Consider the following 19,582-nt stretch of genomic DNA (forward strand, 5'->3'; position numbering starts at 1 on the left):
CGGGAAGCTTCTGCATGAGGCCTCTTAGTCCAGCGCCACGCGCAGCGCGGCGGACGCGCTCCAGGGGCACAACAGAATGGCCAGGCACAGGCAGGCGCCCAGCAGCGACAATTGCGGCCCGGCGCCCAAGCCCGCGTGCGTGGCCGACACCGCGCCCGCGCCAAAAATCAGCACAGGCACATACAGCGGCAGCACCAGCAAGGGCAACAGCGCGCCGCCGCGCAAACCCAGCGTCAGCGCCGCGCCCAGCCCGCCCACCAGCGCCAGCGTGGGGGTACCCAACAGCAGCGATAGCGCAAGCACGCCGATCGCCTCGGGCGGCAAGCCGAATTGCAAGGCCAGCACGGGGCTGGCAAGTATCAGCGGCAAGCACACGCTGAACCAGTGCGCAGCCAGCTTCACGCCCACCAGCAAGGGCAGCGGATGCGGCGACACCAGCAACTGCTCCAGCGCGCCGCTGTCATGGTCTTGAGAAAACGGGCGATGCAGGCTCAGCAAGATGCCCAGCAGCGCGCAGACCCACAGCACGCCCGGCCCGATGGCCAGCAGCAGCGCGGGGTCCGGGCCAATTGCCAGCGGAAACAACGACCCCGCAACGATGAAGAACAGCGTAGCGCCCAACGTATCGGCGGGCCGGCGCCAGGCGAGCCGGATATCACGCAGCGCTAACTGAGACAGCGTAGCCAGCATCCGCGTAGTCATCCAGGTTGAGGGTTGGCGTGCGGCTTGCGGTGAGGCCTTGGGTGAGCATGGGCGCGCTGGCCGGCACGCGGTGCGAAGCCACCACCGCCGCGCCGCCCCTATCCAGATGCGTGTTGAGCATCGCCCACAACTGATCCAGGCTGGCTGCGTCCAGCCCCGCGTCGGGTTCGTCCAGCAGCCATAACGGTTTGCCGCCCAGCACCACGGCGGCCAGCGCCAGCCGGCGGCCCTGGCCTTGCGACAAGCGCGCGGCAGGCGTATGCAGACAGGCATCCAGGCGCCAGGTGCGCAAGGCGTTTGCGATGGCGTCATCGTCTTGCGGCGTGCCTGCCACGTGCAGGCTATACCGCATGTTCTCCAAGGCGCTCAATTCACCGGTCAGCCCATTGGCATGGCCCAGAAACGCCACGCGGGCGAAGTAGGCGGGCGGGTCCCGCCGGACGTCGCAGCCTTGTGCATACACGGCCCCAGACAGCGGGCGAAGCAGCCCCGCCAGCATCCGCAGCAAGCTCGTCTTGCCGCTGCCGTTGGCGCCTTGCACATGCAGCAGCTGGCCGGCGTGCAAATCAAAGCTGACCGCGCGCGTGCCGTAGGGGTCGCGACGGGCTTGGCAACGGCGTTCGCCGTGGGGGGCGCCATCCTGTTCGCCATTCAGCCCGCCATTCAGTCCCCCGCGCGGGCTGCGTAGCTCGCACGCCGACAGCAGCGGCGGCGGGGCGTCAGCGGGCCGCATTCGCCACCTCTTTCGGCGCGCCGGCGGGCGTGGCGTCGGACGTCTGGCCCGGCGGAATGTGCGGCAGCGTGTGCGCGATGCCCTTGTGGCAATCGATACACGTCTTGGATTTATCGGCCAGATACGTGCTGTGCATGTTCTGCGCGCGCACGCTCTGGCGCGTGAAGTCCATGTATTCGTAGTTATGGCAGTTGCGGCATTCCAGGGAATCGTTGGCCTTGAAGCGCGCCCATTCGTGTTGGGCCAGTTCCAGCCGCTTGTCCATGAACTTTTCGCGCGTGTCGATGGTGCCGAAGATCTTGCCCCACACCTCCTTGGACGCCTGCATCTTGCGCGCGATCTTGTCCGTCCAGTTGTGCGGCACGTGGCAGTCGGAACACAGCGCGCGCACGCCCGAGCGGTTGGTGAAGTGGATGGTGCCCTTCAATTCGGCATACACGTTGTCGCGCATTTCGTGGCAGCCGGTGCAGAATTTTTCGGTGTTGGTCAGTTCCATCGCGGTGTTGAAGGCGCCCCAGAACAGGATGCCGCCAATGAAACCACCGATCGTCAGAAAGCCCAGGCTGAAATGCACGCTGGGGCGGCGGATGATGTTCCAGTAGCGCTTCAGAAGCTTGAACATGGCGGCGTCCTCTTCCCTTACTTCTTCTGGGACGCCGGGGCGGTCAGGCGCTTGAGGATCACGTCGATGTCTTCATACGTGTTCGACACCAGCGGCTTGGCCTCGGCCTGCGGCACGTGGCATTGCACACAGAAATAGCGGCGCGGCGAGACTTCGGCCAGCACATTGCTGTCGCGGTCCATGTAGTGCGTCACGCTCAAGGGTGGCGCCTGCGTTTCCTCGGTGTTCACCCGCGCATGGCAAGCCAGGCAGCGGTTGTAGTTCTTGTCGATCTGATAGCCGTCGATCTTGTGCGGAATGGTGGGCGGCTGCATCGAATACGTCCGCATCCGCTTGATGTCTTTGTTTTCGATGGGGCTGATCAGCGGCGGATTGGTTTCCTCGGCAATCGGCGTGGGGCCGCGCATGGGGTCTTCCACCTCAAGCGGCGGGGCCGCCCACGCGGGCGTAGCGAAAGCGGCGCCGGCGGATATCACGATGGCGATGGCGGTAGCGCGTACGTTCATGGCTGTCTCCCGGGCGCCTTCAGACCTTGACGATCTTGACCGCGCACTTCTTGAAGTCGGTCTGGAACGAGATCGGGTCGGTGGCGTCCAGCGTGACCTTGTTGATCAGCTGGCCGGCGTCAAACCACGGCACGAAGACCAGGCCGCGCGGCGGCTTGTCGCGCCCGCGTGTCTCCAGCCGCGTGCGCATCTTTCCGCGCCGCGACACAATTTCGACTTCCACGCCGCGCCGCAAACCCATCGACTGCGCATCGTCGGGGTGCATGAAACAGACCGCGTTGGGAAACGCGCGGTACAGCTCGGGCACGCGCCGCGTCATCGAACCCGAATGCCAGTGCTCCAGGATGCGTCCGGTGGACAGCCAGAACGGGTATTCCTCGTCCGGCGATTCCGGGGGCGGCTCATAGGGCAGGGCGTAGATGATGGCGCGGCCATCCGGGTTGCCGTAGAACTCGAAGCCCGCGCCCGCTTTGACGTACGGGTCGCTGCCTTCGCGGTAGCGCCACAGCGTTTCCTTGCCGTTGACGACCGGCCAGCGCAGGCCGCGCACGTCGTGGTAGGTGTCAAACGGGGCCAGGTCGTGGCCATGGCCCCGGCCGAATTCGGCGTATTCCTCGAAGAGGCCCTTTTGCGCGTAAAAGCCGAATGCCTTGGCTTCCTGGTTTTCGTATTCGGCGTTCAATTCGCTGTTGGGGAATTTGTTCACCTTGCCGTTGGCGAACAGCACGTCGAACAGCGTCTTGCCGCGGTATTCGGGCTTTTTCGCCAACAAGTCGGCCGGCCACACGTCTTCCACCTTGAAGCGCTTGGAAAACTCCATCAGCTGCCACAGGTCAGAGCGCGCATCGCCAGGGGCGTTCACCAGCTGATGCCAGAACTGCGTGCGCCGTTCGGCGTTGCCGTACGCGCCTTCCTTTTCCACCCACATCGCGGCGGGCAGTATCAGGTCAGCGGAAATGGTGGTGACGGTGGGGTAGGCGTCCGACACCACAATGAAGTTGTCGGGGTTGCGGTAGCCGGGCAAGCCTTCGTTCATCAGGTTGGCGGCGGCCTGCATGTTGTTGTTGACCATCACCCAGTAGGCGTTGATCTGCCCGTCTTTCAGCATGCGGTTTTGCAGCACGGCGTGCGCGCCCACCTTGTCGGGGATCGTGCCGTCGGGCAGTTGCCACAATGCTTCGGCATGCGCGCGGTGCTTGGGGTTGGTGACCACCAGGTCGGCGGGCAGGCGATGCGAGAACGTACCCACTTCGCGCGCGGTGCCACAGGCCGAAGGCTGCCCCGTCAACGAGAACGGGCTGTTGCCCGGCGTGGAGATTTTGCCGGTCAGCAGGTGGATGTTGTAGACCATGTTGTTGGCCCACACCCCGCGCGTGTGCTGGTTAAAGCCCATCGTCCAGAATGACGTCACGCGAATCTTCGGGTCCGCGTACAGCTCCGCCAGATCCTGCAATTGCTTCTGCGGCACGCCGGTCAGTTTGGACGTGTATTCCAGGTCGTACTTCGAGACGAACTTGGCGAAGTCGTCATACGTGATGGGCTTGGAGCCGCCGGCCTTGTCGGCGTTCTTGGCGGCCTTTTGCAAGGGGTGGTCGGGCCGCAAGCCATAGCCGATGTCGGTGTTGCCTTCGTGAAACACCGTGTGCTTGTCCACGAAGTCGCGGTTCACGCGTTTGGTCTGGATGATGTAGTTGGCGATGTAGTTCAGAATCGCCAGGTCCGTCTGCGGCGTGAAGGTCAGCGTCAGGTCGGCCAGTTCGTACGAGCGGTGCTCGAAGGTGGACAGCACCGCTACCTTGGTCTTGGGCGCAGACAAGCGCCGGTCGGTGACGCGCGTCCACAGGATGGGGTGCATTTCGGCCATGTTCGAACCCCACAGCACGAAGGCGTCAGCGTTCTCGATGTCGTCATAACAGCCCATGGGTTCGTCGGCGCCGAAGGTGCGCATGAAGCCCACGGCCGCCGACGCCATACAGTGCCGCGCGTTCGGGTCCAGGTTGTTTGACCGGAAGCCCGCCTTCATCAGCTTGAGCGCGGCGTAGCCTTCCCACACGGTCCATTGCCCGGAACCGAACATGCCCACGGCGGTCGGCCCCTTGTCTTTCAACACCCGCTTGAATTGTTCGGCCATGACGTCAAAGACCTGGTCCCAGGACACCGGCGCAAACTCGCCGTCCTTGGCGTACTTGCCGTCTTTCATGCGCAGCAACGGCGTGGTCAGCCGGTCGTTGCCGTACATGATCTTCGACAGGAAATAGCCCTTGACGCAGTTCAGGCCCTTGTTGACCTCGGCGTTGAAATCGCCATGCGTGGCCACGACCTGGTTGTCTTTGACGGCGACGTTCACGCCGCAGCCGGTCCCGCAGAACCGACAGGGCGCCTTCGACCATTTCAGTTTGGCGGCCTCGGATTCGGTCACGATGTTCTGTGTGTAGCCGACGATGGGAATGCCGGCCACGGTAGCGGCTGCGGCTGCGGCGGATTGCTTGATGAAGTCTCTACGAGCCATGGACATCGCCAATCTCCTCGTTCATCGCGGCAAGCGTATCGGCGTGCTGGTAGACCAGCGCCGAAGCCAGCACGCCATCCAGGCGCTGGATCTCGGAGATCCGCGCCATCATGTCGTCGGTGGAGGGCGCTTCCAGCGTGACGACCAGTTTGCCGGTGTCGGACGCGCCATGGATTTCCGATCCCGCAATGGCCAGGATGGCGGCGCGGACCTCGGGCAGACGGAGTGGCAGGGCGTGCACGACCAAGCTGGTTATGTGCAGCTCGGGCGCCGCAGCGGGCGCAAGGGGGGGAAGCGCGGACATGGGGGTTCCGTCGCGTCTGATCAGCTGCCCGGGGGGCCGGCAAGCAGCTGGTAGAACCAGACGATGAACCCGTATCCCGCGACGATGATGACCGTAAGAACGGGGGCCATGACTGCCGTCAGGAACAGGAAACTGCGCAGCTCCTGCGGCTTGGTATAGCCATCAGACTCGTTTTGCACACACCACCTCACTTGCGACAGTTGGGGTATTGCATTGAACGTGCGGATGTCGAAGTTTTTAGCAGTGCTTTTACATGCCGTCAATGTTGCATCACGGCGAAACAATCTTGAAATGGCGCTGTATAGAAGGGTGCCTGACGCTGGCCCGGACGGGTGTCCGGGGGCGCGTCAGGCAGCCGTACTGATACGCGTTGCGAATCAGTACGAAGGGCGAGGGCTACGCTGAATCAGCCGATTGCGCCGTAGATGCGGCGCGCATCTTCTGCCGTGGCCAAGGGCCGGCCCAGCGCACGCGCGCCCTCGGCGGCCTGGCGCACCAGGTCGGCATTGCCCGCAGCAATCCCGCCGTCGCGCAGCTTCAGATTGTTTTCAAATCCCACGCGCATGTGGCCCCCAAACGCCGCCGCCGTCGTGACGCAGGCGTTTTCTTCAGGCCCGAAAGCGCAGATCGCCCACGGCAGCGAATGATCGTAGGCGGCCAGAAAGGGCAGCAAATCATACGCCGATGAGGTCTGGCCCACGCTGTAGCGGCCCAGCACGAACAACACCGACCACGCGCCCGGCGGCACCAGTCCGCGCGCGCGCAACGACAGCCAGCGCCGCACATCGCCTTCGTCATACAGAATGATCTGCGTCATGATGCGGCGTTCGGCAATCCAGGCGAAGAACGCCGCCAGTTCCGCTTCGGGAATATCAGGCACCGCAATTTCGCGCAGGCCGATCGACACGGCTTCGGGTTGCAGTTCACGCACCAGCGCAATCTGCTCCGCCGCCTGGTAGACGCCCGCGGCTTCGCTCGTGACCTGCACCAGCAGCTCGCGGCCCACGGCGCGTTCCACGGCCGCCAGCGCGTCGCGATAGGCTTGCGCGTCCAGCAAATGGCTGCCGTCGGGCTTGCGCACGTGCATGTGCATCATGCCGGCGCCCGCGTCCAGGCAGGCGCGCGCTTCACGCGCCAGGTCGTCGGCCGTCAACGGCACGGCGGGGTGGTCGGCGGCCTTCTTGTAGGCGCCGTTGGGCGCCACGGTGATGATGACGGGGGAATCGGCCAGCGCGGCGCGCGGCAGGGCGGGGGCGTTCAAGGTTGAATCTCCGGCAGCTCGGGGTTGATCAGGTCCAGGCCAGCGCGCAGCAGGCGGTCGTACCGGGCGCGTTCGGCGGCGATGGTCTCAGGCGTCCAGGTGTAGAAGCCTTCGCCCGCCTTCATGCCATAGCGGCCATCGGCGGCGCGCTCGGTAAGGCAGCGCGCGGGGTGATCCGCGTTGCAGAACGTGGGATACATCGTTGCGCCCGCGGCGGCGTGCACATCAATGCCCGCGTGATCGCGCTGCATGACGGGGCCGGCGGCCAGAAAGCGGAAGCCAAAGCCAAAGCGCACGGCCGCGTCCACGTCTTCGGGCGATGCGATGCCGCGGTCGATCAGGTCAAACGCTTCGCGCGACAGCGCGTGCTGCAAGCGGTTGGCCAGAAAACCCGGCAGGTCTTGCTTGACCTTCACCGGCACGCTGCCGCAACGGCGCATGAAGGCGATGAGCGAATCCGCGCACGCGTTGTCGCTGGCTTCGCCCAGCACCACTTCCACCAGCGGCACCAGATGCGCCGGCATGAAGAAGTGCAGGCCCAACATGCGGCCGCGCGTTTCCAGGCCTACGCCGATGGCGCTGATCGGGAAGCTGGAGCTATTGCTGGCGAGTATTGCGTCAGGACGGGCGCGCCGCACCAAATCCGCAAACAGCGCCTGCTTGATGTCCAACCGTTCAGGAATGCACTCGATGACAAGGTCCACCGTGGACCAATCCACCTCGTCCAGGCTGGGCGCGGTGGCCAGCAGCGCGGCATTGGCTTCGCGGCCAATCGTCTTCAGGTTCTCGGCCACGCGCGCGGGCAAGCCCGCGGCGCGCTCGGCGTTCGATTCGATCACGGTGGTGCGGCAGGCCGCGCGGGTCAACACCACCGCCACGTCGGCGCCCATCGTGCCGCCGCCCACCACCACTGCATGCGCCGCGCCCGGATTGGGCAGCGCTTTTGCGTCCGTCTGCATGGTTTGCTCCTATGTCTGCATCGTCATTGGGGGCGAGTGTAGAGAACCCGCTTTGATTGATGAATCAGATTTTTTGGATAGAATGATCGCCAAATCAGATCAATAGGGCGAGGCGGCAAAGCATGCAGATCAATCTTTCAATGCGCGATATCGACACCACGCTGGTGCTCGGCCGCACGCTCAACTTCCGCCAGGCGGCCGCGCAGCTGCATCTGTCGCAATCGGCGCTGTCTACACAGATCCAACGCATCGAAGAGGCGCTGGGCGTGCGCCTGTTTGACCGCACCACGCGTACCGTGCGGCTGACGGCAGCGGGCGAGGTCTTCATGCAGCAGGCCGCCACCTTGCAAGTGGCCTTCCGTGACGCCATTGCTGCCGTCAGCGGCGTCACCAGCGCGGAACAGGGCCAGGTGTCGGTAGCCGCCTTGCCGTCGCTCGCCGCGCGCCTGCTGCCGCGCGTGCTGATGGCGTATCGGCAGGAGCATCCCAACGTGGCCCTGAAGGTGCGCGACACCTTGTCTGGCCCCGCATTCGATCTGGTGCGCGCAGGCGAGGTCGACTTCGCGCTCACCGCCGCCGACCCCCAACACGCCGACCTGCACTACGTGCCGCTGATGTCCGACAGCTTTCTGCTGCTGATTCCCGAGTCGCACGCCTTGGCGAAAACGCGTGGGCCGCTGCGCTGGGCCGACACCGCCACCGCCGCGCACGTGTCGATGGTGCAGCCCAGCAGCGTGCGGCAATACACGGAATGGGCCTTCCTGCAAAACCGCATCCGCTTCACGCCCGCGTTCGAAGCCGAACACCTGACCACGATTGTTGCGATGGTCGAATGCGGTTTCGGCGTGGCGGCGCTACCGGAGATTGCCGCGGGCGCGGTGTCGCAAACGGCAATCGTCCAGCGCCCGCTGATCGGGCCGGTGGCGGAACGATCAATCGGCCTGGTCACCTCGCGCAACCGCAGCCTGTCGCCGGCTGCGGCAGCGCTGGTGCAGACGTTGCGGGAATATCTGGCGGCGCAGGTGCGGTAAGCGGATAACGGCTAACGGCTAACGGCTAACGGCTGACCGATAACGGCTGACCGATAACGGCTAACGGCTGCGATTCTGCCGGCGTCCTTTTAGCGAGAATCGCTTGGGACGCGGCGGCGGCGAACCCGGCTTGACCACCCATCGATGCACGTTCTCCAGCAGCGCCGCCCGCACATCCGGCGGATAGTCGCCGATGGTCGTCAACGGCGGAACGGGTTTGCCCGGCAGCCCCGCTTCCTGAATGATCTTCGGCCAACGCGGCCGCCAGCACAGCAACAGTGACGCCCAATGCGCCAGGCCTAAAACGACCAACGCGGGCGATACCAACAACATTCCGAACCACGTGATTGGGCCACTGTGCCGCAAGTACGGGCCTAGCGCCTCGAACTGCGCAGCGAACGCTGGCCAGGGCAGCGGAAGATGCGAACTGATGCGCGGCGGGTCAACGGCGTCTAGCCCTCCTTCATCCATGTAGCGGCGGATGTACTCCCATTCGGCTTTCATTTGGGCTTCGCTAGCGCTTTTCTTGCCGACAAAAACCATGTTGGGGAAAGGCAGCGGAGAGTAAGGCGTATACCAACCAACAATAAGATTCACACCCGGGACTTCCTCGTGATGGATGTCATCCCATGGCAGCACGGCGATGCCGCCGCAGCTGGGCGGGCGGTGGAGGTAGACCTGGCGCGTGACGCGGTTGAAGCGAATGAGGAGGTGGCGGGAGGTGAAGGACTCCAGGCGGGTGAAGCGGAAGAGGTATTTGAAGTAGATGTAGAGGGAACCGAGGCCTTGTACGACAAGAATAATAAGCGGGAAAGCCATGCTTATCTTCCAGCTATCCCTTTCAAAAGTAGCGAGGATGGCCTCAATTGCCAGCAAGGGGAGCCAAAAGAAGAGGGCCGAGATCATCGTGATGAACCCGCGCTTTTCTTCCATGCCGCCGCATCGCATTTCCAGGAAGGTGTTGTTGCAGGCATAGATGGGACCCCGCGATTGGGCGCGGTCAAACCTCGCGGCGCGCAATCGTTCATATTCCGCGACGATGAGATCCTCATACACAGGTTCCACAGGTTTGCTGGCGAGCTCGCTTGAGTCGTCGTCGCCATGCTCTTGCAGCCATACATCGGACTTCACGACGGAGAGCCACATCAGCCATTCCATGAGGTACATCAGAGCACCTCCAGCAAGGCGCTATACAACTGGGCCAGCTCCTTTTCCATTTCCTTGTGAGGAGTGTTTTTTTGATAGTCGAGTCCGCGATAGGTTGAGCGCTTGCACCACTTTTCGAGAGCATCGTCGTCAAAGATAGCTATCGCCACCGTGGCGACAATGCCAATCAATGTACTGCGCAGTAGAAGGCTACGTAAGAGCGCTAGGGTGGCGGACCTTCCGAGATAGGCTGAGGCCTTTGCCGCCCCAACGATTACGGATGTCGCTGCATATGATCTTCCACCTCGTTCCGCCATTAGCTTAAGCATCGGCCCAGCGGCGGCAAACGCGATACTGGATTGGCTGCCTACCATCGCAAATGCAGCTCCGAGTCTTAAGAAATACGAGGAAGATAAGCTGCCCTTTCCTTCGCTGTATGCGGCTGTGCCATCTTTCGCGTCATACCTCATCAACACCACTCCCCCCACCGCCGCAAGCGTTCCACCAATCAGCTTCAGCTGACCCAGAAACATCGTCGCTCCCTGCCCGGTAGCACTGGCCTGGCTGTAATGCCCCAGCACCAGCTCCGTGCCCGCCGCAAGAATCTCCGTTCCGGCTGCGCCCGCCAGCAGGCCATGGGCGATCAGTTCACCTGCGCCGCGTTCGTTGTCCGTCATGTCGCGCATCCGCAGAGCGATCAGGGCGGCTTCAAAGAACAGCAGCCAACTGCTGGCGCGCAGCTTGTAGAAATCGCTGCGGTGGGCGTCGACCAGTTCCGTGGCGAAGGCGAACCGAGTGTTCCGGCCAATCTGCGCCCGCAATTGCTTGGGGTCGGTGCTTCGGCCGAGCAGGGCGAGTTCGTCCATTCGCAGGTTGGTGGCGCGTGTGCCGATGCTGGCGGTGAGCCAATTGCGGGTGATCCAGTGCAACACCCATTCTTTGCCCGTCGAGCGGTGGCGCAAGGATTGGCGGCCCAGGCTGGAATACCAGGCCAACGCGCCGCCAGCCAGATTGGTCTCGCCTGCGGCCGACAATGCTTCGAATACGCCGTTAGCTTTGTCGAACAGGTCGGCAAGATGCTGCACGGCGGTGAAACCGGCTTCGACATAGTCGTAGATTCGCGTGCTGGATAAGACGGGCGTGCGAATCGCGTCCTGTGTTTGGTCTGCGCTCTGGCCTTTGGCCTTGTCCAGCGTGCGCTGCAACTCCGCTTGAATTTCCCGCTGATTCAGCGCAAAGCCCCGCATGGCCAGGTTGGCGCGTTCGCCAGGGTTGCCCGACCACCATTTCTCAATCAAGTCAGCCGTTGACTTGCACCCGTCAGCACCCAGTACGCACAACCCTGTCTGCCCTGCGAACCTCCAGCCACTGGGCAAGTCTTCATTGTCATAGACATCCAACGCGGTCAGCAGTTGTTCGCTGGTGAGCCAGGATTCGTGATCTTGCGCGCGGGCCTGGCCGAGGCTTTCCGCGGCGGCGCAAACCGCGTCGAATTTCTCCAGTGCGAGCTTCATGTCCGCCACACGGATGGCTTGTCCGGGTTGCGCGGGAGCCAGGTATTTGGTTTCGAATCTGCGCCGGTACTCACCGCTGTCGAGCTTGGCCTGTACCTTTGCGCGCATGGCGTCTTCGAACTGCGTCAGGTATTGGTCCGCTTCGCGGTCCCATCGATCGCGCTCGTCGTCATTCAAGATCCAGTTGCGGCCGGCCGCCATGCCCGGGTCATGGACTCTGGCGCGTTCGATATCGATATAGTGCTGGGCCTCCAGCGCCGCCGAGCGCGATTCGAACTGCTGCTTGATGTCAATAAAGGCCTGGGCGACCAGGACGTTGCGCTGGTTTTTAACGCCCGCCGCGTCCTTGTCATCCAGATAGCGTTGCACCGATTCGTAGGCCTCGTTGCGCCAGCTGTTGAGCTGTTGGGTGATGGCGATGGCGTCGTTCAGCACGATAGCGAAGCCGCGAGCGCGCTGCGGGCTTTCTTTCAGGTCCAAGGACACCACGCGGCGGGCGTAGCGGTTCTCGGGGTCGGAGTACAGATGACCCGCCAACGCGGGCGCGTGGCCGGGGTGGTCTTGGGCAATGGCGTCCGCCAGCGTTTCGTCGATGATGGCCGGGTCCAGCACGTCAGGCGCGCGAGAACACGACATCATCAGTTGCCGGATATCGAACTTTTGTAGTTGATTGCGCAAGTGGCCAAGATGACAAATCTTGTCCAGCATCCGGTCCGTCAAGGGATCAGGCGTGAACAGCGCACGCAGTTCTTCGATATCTTCAGGCGCTTTCAGGCGCAGGGTCCATCCGCCCGGGCCGCTTTCGCCGGAGCCATACAGCGCATGCGTGCTCGGCTGTTGCGCCAAGAGCGGATTGTCGGGCGGAAAGTGTTTTGGAGCGTATGGAAAGACGCGTTTCAGCAGGCCGCTGTCATAGCTGCGGTAGGCGCTTTCGCATAACCAGTCTTTACCGAGCCGCTTCGTGAACAGGTACAGATAGCCTCTGCGCATCGTGCGTACCGCATAGCGAACCTGGCCCCCTTCAAGCGGCGGTAACGACGCGCCCAGCTGCGGTGGCAGTAGGGGCGCCAAGACGTCCATGGCGTTGTCGTTGTTGGTTATGACGGCGTAGCGCAGGGGCAGGATGGCGACCTCGTTTTTGCATGTGACGGCCGCACTCGGGTCGTCAGCGCAGCGGGTTTTATCGGCAAGACGGAATATCTGCGGCAACAGGGAATCGAGCGTTGGCGTTGTCATGAGGCAGCCTGGTTGCGGAAAACGGATGCCGGGGCGCTTGCGGCCAACGGCGCTTCGCCGCTGGCGGCGCGGCGTAGTGCCGTTTGCCAGGCAGGGTCGGTGTGCAGGCTGGCGGGCGGCCGGGATAGCGACATCACGACAAAGGCGACCAGATCGTCGTGGCGGCTAAGACCAATCTGCTTGGCGGACGCCAGATGTGCGCGGATTTGAGCCAGGCGAACGCCCCGGCACGTGCTGGAGAAAATATCAGCCGAGGCCTGTTCAAGCTCGTGCAGCAGCCTGTGAGGAAACGGGTCGCGCGTCAGGGCGCTCCACAGCGTGTCGGTCAGCGCCAAAGGGCCAGGAGGAAGGGGGGGCGCCTGGGCGCCGCCTGGAATGCAGTGCCATTGCGGCTGCTTCAAATCAGCGCCAAGAAACCACCATGACACGACGGGTGCGAAGACGCTGTCAACCCAGGCGCGATCGGCGTTTCGATACAGCACCGGCGTGATCAAGGGATCGTAGTAGCGCAGCAAGTACCGGTCGCTGTTGTCACCCTGCGCAAAGCTGACGTGGTTCAGATGCGCTGCCAGGTCAGCAGGGCTGAGCACGCTGGTGATCCAGGCCTGGACGAGATCGGCGTCGTACACGCCCGCCACCGACAACAGGCGGTCAAGCGCGGCGTGGCTGCTGTTATCCGGCCCGGCCAGCATCGCGCCCATTGGCTGCAACGCCAGGTAGTCGGGATGCTGCAACAAGGGGTGCAACTGGCCGGCCATATCGCGATGTACCTTTGCGCGCTGGGCCTCCGACAGCATCGCCATATCGATCAAGGTCATCAGATAGCGGGTTTGTCCGGGCGGGGCGGCATGGATGTCTTCTTCCAGGGTCCGCTGAAGCTGGTAGGGGATCATGGGCTTACCTTCATCAAGGCCGAGCGTTCTTTTGCTGCCTTGAGCCAGCAACTCAGGCAAATGGGTTCATCAAGATTCGGCGCTCCGTCTATGTGCAGCGGGATGCCTGCCCCGCCGCCTTGCTGGCTGAGCGGCCCCTTGAGGTTGATCGACACCCCCTCCAGCGTGATGCCGCCATCGTCCAGCGTGATGGAGCCGCCGGGGCTTTGCAGCACGATGCGTTCGCGGGTCTGAAGCCGGTAGGTGGTGGTCTTGCGTTCAATGGCCTGGCCGGCTTCGATACGGTGGTGCCCTTGAACCTGATGTTCGACGTGGCCGCCGGTGTTGATCCAATGGTTGGCGTGCGTCTTGTCGCGCCGGTTGTTGCCGACCTCTTCCGTGCGGTCGTGGCCGGTGAGGATCGTGTGATCACGCACGATCTCCAGCAAGTCATCCTGGCCGATGCGGTGCCGGCGGTCTTGGCCGATGTCCACCTGCTCATCAAGCCCCACGGTCTCGTCGCGGTTGTGGCCGACGAGAATTGTTTCGTCGTTTTCTACCTTTTCATTGCGGTCATGACCCACAAACGTACTCTCGTCGTGGTTGACGTGGATGTTCTGGTCCTTTTGCGCATGGATATAGATTTCTTCTTGATCCCGTTCGTCTTCAAAACGCAGTTCGTTATAGCCAAGGCCTTTATGGGTCTGGCTCTTGATGGTCATGCGCGTCTTGTGGCGGGGCAGTTCATAGGGCGGCAGTTGCAGCGCCATGTGGGTTCGGCCCGTGATTACCGGCTGGTCTGCATCGCCGTCCAGATAGTGCACGATGACTTCCTGTCCTACCCGGGGTATCGCCATGTGCCCCCAGGTGGCGCCCGCCCAGTTTTGCGATACCCGTATCCAGCATGAGCTGTGCTCGTCATGATTTCCCAGGCGGTCCCAGGGGAACTGCACTTTGACGCGGCCGTAGCTGTCGCAATAGATTTCCTCGCCAGCGGGACCGGTCACCACAGCAATCTGCGGACCATCGATGCGGGGTTTGGCCAGCGGCTCGGCGCGCCATTCGGCGTGCTTGGAGACAAGTTCTGCGGTGTAGCTGTAGCGGGTGCCCTGCTGCGCGTCGGCGCCGTCTTCCTGCTGGCTCGTGTGTTGGACGCCGTGGTGGCGCATGCGGATCGGGCGCCAGCCTTGATTCAAGTCTGCTCGGGGATGGCCAACGAGTTCGAACGACAGCCCGGGCACCAGTCGAGGATCATCGCCTTCCACCTGAGCAATGCGCGCATCCCGGCGCAGCCCGCGCAGCCGGTTCTCGGTAAAGGGCTTACCCGCTTCGTCGCGCTTGTACCGGCCAGGATAGTCGTACCGTTCGTAGCGCCGGCTCTGGTGATCCAGGTTGACGCCGTCGAGGCTGTGTTCCTGGCTGTAGCGCGGATGGGTATAGGTGTAGTCGCGGTGCGTCTGCCGGGCGGTGCGCACCTGTTCGGCATAGGAGAACCTGCGCAACGCGGGTTCGGGCTGCGTGCCGCCCGGCGCCGCGACGTAGCGCACGGGTTCGCCGTCGATGCGGCCGTGTATCTGAAGCCGGTCGCTGTGCACCAGCCTGTGGCCCTTGGCATGGTGGTGAAAGACGTAGAAGAAGCCCTCTTCGCGAGCCAGGCGTTCCAGGAAATGCAAGTCGGTGTCGCCCGCTTGCACGCAGTATTCGCGGGGTAGGTGCTCGTTGGTGATGGTCTGTTCGTAGTCGATAATCCCGTGCGTTTTCAGCACGGTTTGCAGAATTTCCGGTACTGACAGCTGCTGGAAGATGCGCCAGTCGGAACACAGGCCGGCGCGGGCCAGCATGGGTTCGACGGTGGCGCGGTAGCGCGTGCGGCGAAAGCCGGTGGTGCCTTGTTCAAAGCGCGACACCACGCCGTGCACGTACCGCACGGCGGTGTCGCCATGCCAAAGCGTTAGCAGCGCGGGCTGATCCAGGACGAGTCCGAAATCAATCGACGAATCATCGCTGGCCAGCTCAAGATTCAGCACGAAAGGCTCGGAAAGCCCTTCGTCCAGCGTGAACTCAACGAGCTCAAACGCCATGCCGCCGACGATGTTGAAACTGAAGCGCAGGTCGCGCTGTCCGGTCACGATGCCCCCCCGAAATTTGGTGCCGATATGGTCGGCCACATTCCGGGAAGGGGCTATAGGAGGACTATGAAAGTGAGAGGGATGGTTTTGGCGCGGTCGGCGCCGAGCATCACGCCCGCAACCGCATCTGCTCCGACGCCAGATACGCATCCCGCGAGGGCAGCAGATGATCTCGGCAGATTGTCATGAGCGCTTCACGGTCGCCGTCGCGTAGCGCCTGGATCATGGCCCAGTGTTCTTGTCGGGCGCGTTCGCGGTAGCCGGCGGCGACGAGCGTGCCGAAGCGGATGGGGTGGGTGCGGCGGGCGTATTCTTCGATGGCTTGGCCCAGCACCGCGTTATCCAGCAGGCCGAAGAATTCGCGGTGAAAGCGTTGGTTGCTGCGGAATACCCGGCGCGCGTCGCCGTCGGTGACTGCGGCGTCGTGTTCGCGTTGCACTGCTACCAGTGCCGCCAGCCGGGCTTCAGGCACAGGTAGCGGCATCTGGCTGGCGGCGTGCACTTCCAGCACTTCACGCAGCGCGTACAGCTCCATGACTTCGCGCGCCGAGAACGTCCGCACGACGGCGCCGATGTTGCGCTTTTTCTCGACCACGCCCAACAGTTCCAGCTCGGTCAATACTTGCCGCACGGCATGGCGCTTCATGGAAAAGCGCGCCATCAGCTCGTCCTCGGTCAGGCGTTCGCGCGGGTGCAGCCGGCCGAAGACGATGTCTTCTTCCAGGGCGGCCACCGCGGATTGCGTGGCGTCGGGGGCCTCTGCTTGCAGGGCGTCGGGCGTGATGGCGTTCATGGCGGCGGTGGGTTGCGAGGGGGCCTGTGGCGTGAAGGCTGACAGCGAGGGGGGCTTGTGGCGTGAAGGCTGACAGCGAGGGGGGCTTGTGGCGTGAAGGCTGACAGCGTGGGGTTTACTTCTTGGGCACGGTGTCGTGCGTGACGCCGGCGCGCAGGAAGTCGAAATCAACGCCCTGGTCGGCTTGCGTCACGGTTTGCAGGAACAGCTTGCGGTAGCCGCGCTCAGCGGTGGGGCGGGTGATGGGCTTTTCCGCCGCGCGGCGCGCCAGTTCGGCGTCGTCCACCAGCAGGGCAATTTCACGCTGCGCCACCGACAGGCGGATGCGGTCGCCATTTTGCACGTAAGCCAGCGGGCCGCCAATGGCGGACTCGGGCGTGACGTGCAGCACGATGGTGCCGGCCGCCGTGCCGCTCATGCGCCCGTCGGAAATACGCACCATGTCTTTCACGCCCGCTCGCGCCAGCTTCTTGGGGATCGGCATGTAGCCCGCCTCGGGCATGCCCGGCGCGCCGGTCGGGCCGATGCGCTTGAGCACCAGGATGTCGTCGGCGGTCACGTCCAGCGCGTCGTCATCGATGCGGCGCGCCATGTCTTCGGCGTCTTCGAACACGACGGCGCGGCCTTCGTGTTCCATCAGCTTGGGGTTGGCGGCCGATTGCTTGATGATGGCGCCGCCGGGCGCCAGGTTGCCACGCAGCACGGCCAGGCCGCCCACGGGGTAGATGGGCGACGCCGCCGTGCGGATCACGTCCTGCTTGAACGGGGCGGGGGCATTGTCCAGTTCTTCGCCCAGCGTGCGGCCGGACACGGTCATCACGTCCAGGTGCAGGTAGGGGCGCAGTTCGCGCAGCAGCGCCAGCATGCCGCCGGCGTCGTGGAAGTCTTCCATATAGTGCTGGCCCGACGGCTTCAGGTCGACCAGCACGGGGGTTTCACGGCTGATGCGGTCCAGGCCCGCCAGGTCGATGTCGATACCCAGACGGCCGGCGATGGCGGTCAGGTGGACGATGCCGTTGGTGGACCCGCCAATGGACAGCAGCACGCGCAAGGCGTTTTCGATGGACTTGCCGTTGATGATCTGGTCGGGCGTCAGGCGCGACGCGGCCATGGCGACCGCCGTGGCGCCCGTGCGTTCGGCCACGCGCACGCGGTCGGCGGTAACGGCCGGGGCGGACGCGCCGCCCGCCACCATCATGCCCAGCGCCTCGGTGATGCAGGCCATGGTGCTGGCCGTGCCCATCACGGAACAGGTGCCCACGCTGGCGACCAGCTGATTGTTGACGTCGGCGATTTCCGGCGCGTCGATCTCGTCGGCGCGGTAGCGGCCCCAGTAGCGGCGGCAGTCGGTGCAGGCGCCTACGCGTTCGCCGCGATGCGAACCCGTCAGCATCGAACCGGTAACAAGCTGGATGGCCGGCACGCCGGCAGAGGCCGCGCCCATCAGCTGCGCCGGCACCGTCTTGTCACAGCCGCCGATCAGCACGACGGCATCCATCGGCTGCGCGCGAATCATTTCCTCGGTGTCCATCGACATGAGGTTGCGCAAGTACATGCTGGTGGGCTGCGAGAAGCTTTCGTGCACCGAGATGGTCGGGAAGTCCATCGGCAGGCCGCCCGCCAGCATGACGCCGCGCTTGACCGCTTCGATCAGTTGCGGCGCGTTGCCGTGGCAGGGGTTGTAGCTGCTGCCGGTGTTGACGATACCGATGATGGGACGCGCCAGCGCGTCGTCGGACAAGCCGGCGCCCTTGATGAAGGCCTTGCGCAAAAACAGCGAGAACCCCTTGTCGCCGTAGTTCGTCAGCCCGCGGGCGACGCCGTGCGCGGTGGCGCTGTCGCTGTCAAAAGGGCCCATCGCGGGCTGCTCGCCCTTGGTCTCGTCCGTCATTTTCAGTCCCGATAATATTATTGATAATCCAGGTGCAAGATCATATCCAGCCTTTGAAAGTGACCGCAAGTGGTTTGTGCGTGCCGATATATTGATCTATTTATCAGATCAGTCGATAGAAAAATTCTGATTCTTCTATCAAGTTTGCACTCCTACACTGGCGCGGTTGACGAGCCGGGCGTCCGTCCTATTCCAATACTCATCCCGGCTGGAGAGACCCTATGTCAGACCTGCGTCTGCGGCCGCGCCGTGCCGTTTTGCTTTCCCTGCTGGCCATCTGTGCCGGTGTGTCCGCCCCGGCGATGTCCGCCGATGCCTACCCCGACAAACCCATCCGCCTGATCGTGCCGTACCCGCCCGGGGGCGCCACCGACGTGATCGGCCGCGTGCTGGCGCAAGAGCTGACGGGCGCGCTGGGCCAGTCGGTGATCGTGGAAAACCGCGCGGGCGCGGCGGGCAATATCGGCGCCGACCAGGTCGCCAAGGCGCAGCCGGACGGCTACACCTTGCTGATGGGCGCGCTCACCAGCCACTCCATCAATGCTGCGCTGTACCGTGGCCGCGTGACGTATGACGTGGAAAAGAGCTTCGCGCCGGTGTCCATCGTTGGCACGGTGCCGCTGGTGTTCGTCGTGAACCCGTCGGTGCAGGCCAAGACGCTGCCGGAATTCATTGCGCTGGCCAAGTCCAAGCCGGGCTACATCACGATGGCGTCGGCCGGCAACGGTTCGCCGCAGCATCTGGCGGGTGAAATGTTCAAGCGCACGGCAGGCGTCGACATCTTGCACGTGCCGTACAAGGGCAGCGGCCCCGCCATGACCGACCTGATGGGCGGCCAGGTGCTCAGCATGATCGAAACCGTGCCTGCCGCGCAGGGCAACATCAAGTCCGGCAAGCTGCGCGCGCTGGCCGTGACCTCGCCCCAACGCGTGGATGCGCTGCCGGATGTGCCCACCGCCGCCGAAGCCGGTTTGAAGGACTTCGAAGTCAGCTCCATGTTCGGCATCGTTGCGCCCGCCAATACGCCGGCGCCGGTGATCGACCGTCTGAATGGCGAGCTGAAGAAGATTCTGGCCAAGCCGCAAGTGCAGGCATCGCTGTTGAACCAGGGCGCCATCGCCACGTGGACAACGCCGGCCGACGCCAGCGCCCGCGTGTCGGCGGAACTGGCCCGTTGGACGAAGGTGATTGATGAAGCGGGTGTGAAGGGCGACTAAGCCCTGTGAGCGATCCGGCGGGGAATCCACCCCCGGTCGTCGCAAATTTGCGCCATTTACGCCACACGCCAGGGATTCCCCGCAGAATCCCTGGCGAAATTTTTTGTGCGTTGCGATGAGGCTTGGCGCAACAAGCCATTCAAGCCGCGCGCCGCTG

Annotated in this window: 17 protein-coding genes; 2 read left to right on the forward strand and 15 right to left on the reverse strand. The window is 63.7% G+C overall.

Going from position 1 to position 19,582, the window contains the following annotated elements; genetic code table 11:
• Positions 1-24: 24 nt before the first annotated feature.
• From ccmB to ACFZAI_RS21740, 9 genes are all read right to left on the reverse strand, one after another.
• Positions 25-690 (reverse strand): heme exporter protein CcmB, encoded by a 666-nt coding sequence (gene ccmB, locus ACFZAI_RS21700; protein WP_054426287.1) that lies wholly within the window; start codon positions 688-690, stop codon positions 25-27.
• Positions 656-1,435, reverse strand: coding sequence for a heme ABC exporter ATP-binding protein CcmA (gene ccmA, locus ACFZAI_RS21705; RefSeq protein WP_391568848.1), 780 nt, complete (start codon positions 1,433-1,435; stop codon positions 656-658). Before ccmA ends, ccmB begins: the two co-directional genes overlap by 35 nt.
• Positions 1,422-2,057: a cytochrome c3 family protein gene (locus tag ACFZAI_RS21710; protein ID WP_391568849.1), complete on the reverse strand. Its 636-nt coding sequence runs from the start codon at positions 2,055-2,057 to the stop codon at positions 1,422-1,424. Before ACFZAI_RS21710 ends, ccmA begins: the two co-directional genes overlap by 14 nt.
• 17 nt (positions 2,058-2,074) lie before the next feature.
• The gene (locus tag ACFZAI_RS21715) at positions 2,075-2,563 is read right to left on the reverse strand and encodes a nitrate reductase cytochrome c-type subunit (RefSeq protein WP_391568850.1); all 489 of its coding nucleotides are present in this window, start codon (positions 2,561-2,563) and stop codon (positions 2,075-2,077) included.
• Positions 2,564-2,582: 19 nt separating this feature from the next.
• Positions 2,583-5,078 (reverse strand): periplasmic nitrate reductase subunit alpha, encoded by a 2,496-nt coding sequence (gene napA, locus ACFZAI_RS21720; protein ID WP_391568851.1) that lies wholly within the window; start codon positions 5,076-5,078, stop codon positions 2,583-2,585.
• A complete protein-coding gene (locus ACFZAI_RS21725; protein WP_391568852.1) occupies positions 5,062-5,376 on the reverse strand; it encodes a chaperone NapD in 315 nt (104 codons plus the stop codon). The genes napA and ACFZAI_RS21725 overlap by 17 nt, the downstream gene beginning before the upstream one ends.
• A 20-nt stretch (positions 5,377-5,396) precedes the next feature.
• Positions 5,397-5,555, reverse strand: a complete 159-nt coding sequence (napE, locus tag ACFZAI_RS21730) for a periplasmic nitrate reductase, NapE protein (RefSeq protein ID WP_054426275.1) — start codon at positions 5,553-5,555, stop codon at positions 5,397-5,399.
• A gap of 227 nt (positions 5,556-5,782) precedes the next feature.
• The gene (locus ACFZAI_RS21735; RefSeq protein WP_391568853.1) at positions 5,783-6,637 is read right to left on the reverse strand and encodes a 3-keto-5-aminohexanoate cleavage protein; all 855 of its coding nucleotides are present in this window, start codon (positions 6,635-6,637) and stop codon (positions 5,783-5,785) included.
• Positions 6,634-7,596 (reverse strand): 3-hydroxyacyl-CoA dehydrogenase family protein, encoded by a 963-nt coding sequence (locus ACFZAI_RS21740; protein ID WP_391568854.1) that lies wholly within the window; start codon positions 7,594-7,596, stop codon positions 6,634-6,636. The genes ACFZAI_RS21735 and ACFZAI_RS21740 overlap by 4 nt, the downstream gene beginning before the upstream one ends.
• A gap of 122 nt (positions 7,597-7,718) precedes the next feature.
• Here ACFZAI_RS21740 and ACFZAI_RS21745 point away from each other — a divergent pair, with 122 nt between their 5' ends.
• Entirely contained in the window at positions 7,719-8,627 is a 909-nt protein-coding gene (locus ACFZAI_RS21745; protein ID WP_391568855.1) for a LysR family transcriptional regulator, read from the forward strand.
• Positions 8,628-8,687: 60 nt separating this feature from the next.
• Here ACFZAI_RS21745 and ACFZAI_RS21750 read toward each other — a convergent pair whose 3' ends face one another.
• From ACFZAI_RS21750 to ACFZAI_RS21775, 6 genes are all read right to left on the reverse strand, one after another.
• Entirely contained in the window at positions 8,688-9,794 is a 1,107-nt protein-coding gene (locus ACFZAI_RS21750; RefSeq protein WP_391568856.1) for a hypothetical protein, read from the reverse strand.
• Positions 9,794-12,523 (reverse strand): T6SS effector BTH_I2691 family protein, encoded by a 2,730-nt coding sequence (locus ACFZAI_RS21755; RefSeq protein ID WP_391568857.1) that lies wholly within the window; start codon positions 12,521-12,523, stop codon positions 9,794-9,796. The genes ACFZAI_RS21750 and ACFZAI_RS21755 overlap by 1 nt, the downstream gene beginning before the upstream one ends.
• Positions 12,520-13,416: a DUF4123 domain-containing protein gene (locus ACFZAI_RS21760; protein WP_391568858.1), complete on the reverse strand. Its 897-nt coding sequence runs from the start codon at positions 13,414-13,416 to the stop codon at positions 12,520-12,522. The genes ACFZAI_RS21755 and ACFZAI_RS21760 overlap by 4 nt, the downstream gene beginning before the upstream one ends.
• Entirely contained in the window at positions 13,413-15,524 is a 2,112-nt protein-coding gene (locus ACFZAI_RS21765) for a type VI secretion system Vgr family protein (protein ID WP_391568859.1), read from the reverse strand. The genes ACFZAI_RS21760 and ACFZAI_RS21765 overlap by 4 nt, the downstream gene beginning before the upstream one ends.
• A gap of 109 nt (positions 15,525-15,633) precedes the next feature.
• Positions 15,634-16,317 (reverse strand): GntR family transcriptional regulator, encoded by a 684-nt coding sequence (locus ACFZAI_RS21770; protein ID WP_391568860.1) that lies wholly within the window; start codon positions 16,315-16,317, stop codon positions 15,634-15,636.
• Between the two features lie 115 nt (positions 16,318-16,432).
• Positions 16,433-18,208: an IlvD/Edd family dehydratase gene (locus ACFZAI_RS21775; protein WP_391568861.1), complete on the reverse strand. Its 1,776-nt coding sequence runs from the start codon at positions 18,206-18,208 to the stop codon at positions 16,433-16,435.
• Between the two features lie 221 nt (positions 18,209-18,429).
• Between ACFZAI_RS21775 and ACFZAI_RS21780 the strand changes: the two genes are divergently transcribed.
• Positions 18,430-19,425: a Bug family tripartite tricarboxylate transporter substrate binding protein gene (locus tag ACFZAI_RS21780; protein ID WP_391568862.1), complete on the forward strand. Its 996-nt coding sequence runs from the start codon at positions 18,430-18,432 to the stop codon at positions 19,423-19,425.
• Positions 19,426-19,582 lie beyond the last annotated feature (157 nt).

It is taken from the genome of Achromobacter sp. NPDC008082, from assembly GCF_042957345.1.
GTDB classification, from domain to species: domain Bacteria; phylum Pseudomonadota; class Gammaproteobacteria; order Burkholderiales; family Burkholderiaceae_B; genus Achromobacter; species Achromobacter kerstersii_A.

Excerpts from the sequence above, each read along its gene's own strand:
- ccmB (WP_054426287.1), bottom strand. The coding sequence starts at position 690 with ATGCTGGCTACGCTGTCTCAGTTAGCGCTGCGTGATATCCGGCTCGCC.
- ccmA (WP_391568848.1), bottom strand. The coding sequence starts at position 1,435 with ATGCGGCCCGCTGACGCCCCGCCGCCGCTGCTGTCGGCGTGCGAGCTA.
- ACFZAI_RS21710 (WP_391568849.1), bottom strand. The coding sequence starts at position 2,057 with ATGTTCAAGCTTCTGAAGCGCTACTGGAACATCATCCGCCGCCCCAGC.
- ACFZAI_RS21715 (WP_391568850.1), bottom strand. The coding sequence starts at position 2,563 with ATGAACGTACGCGCTACCGCCATCGCCATCGTGATATCCGCCGGCGCC.
- napA (WP_391568851.1), bottom strand. The coding sequence starts at position 5,078 with ATGTCCATGGCTCGTAGAGACTTCATCAAGCAATCCGCCGCAGCCGCA.
- ACFZAI_RS21725 (WP_391568852.1), bottom strand. The coding sequence starts at position 5,376 with ATGTCCGCGCTTCCCCCCCTTGCGCCCGCTGCGGCGCCCGAGCTGCAC.
- ACFZAI_RS21740 (WP_391568854.1), bottom strand. The coding sequence starts at position 7,596 with ATGCAGACGGACGCAAAAGCGCTGCCCAATCCGGGCGCGGCGCATGCA.
- ACFZAI_RS21745 (WP_391568855.1), top strand. The coding sequence starts at position 7,719 with ATGCAGATCAATCTTTCAATGCGCGATATCGACACCACGCTGGTGCTC.
- ACFZAI_RS21750 (WP_391568856.1), bottom strand. The coding sequence starts at position 9,794 with ATGTACCTCATGGAATGGCTGATGTGGCTCTCCGTCGTGAAGTCCGAT.
- ACFZAI_RS21755 (WP_391568857.1), bottom strand. The coding sequence starts at position 12,523 with ATGACAACGCCAACGCTCGATTCCCTGTTGCCGCAGATATTCCGTCTT.
- ACFZAI_RS21760 (WP_391568858.1), bottom strand. The coding sequence starts at position 13,416 with ATGATCCCCTACCAGCTTCAGCGGACCCTGGAAGAAGACATCCATGCC.
- ACFZAI_RS21770 (WP_391568860.1), bottom strand. The coding sequence starts at position 16,317 with ATGAACGCCATCACGCCCGACGCCCTGCAAGCAGAGGCCCCCGACGCC.
- ACFZAI_RS21775 (WP_391568861.1), bottom strand. The coding sequence starts at position 18,208 with ATGACGGACGAGACCAAGGGCGAGCAGCCCGCGATGGGCCCTTTTGAC.
- ACFZAI_RS21780 (WP_391568862.1), top strand. The coding sequence starts at position 18,430 with ATGTCAGACCTGCGTCTGCGGCCGCGCCGTGCCGTTTTGCTTTCCCTG.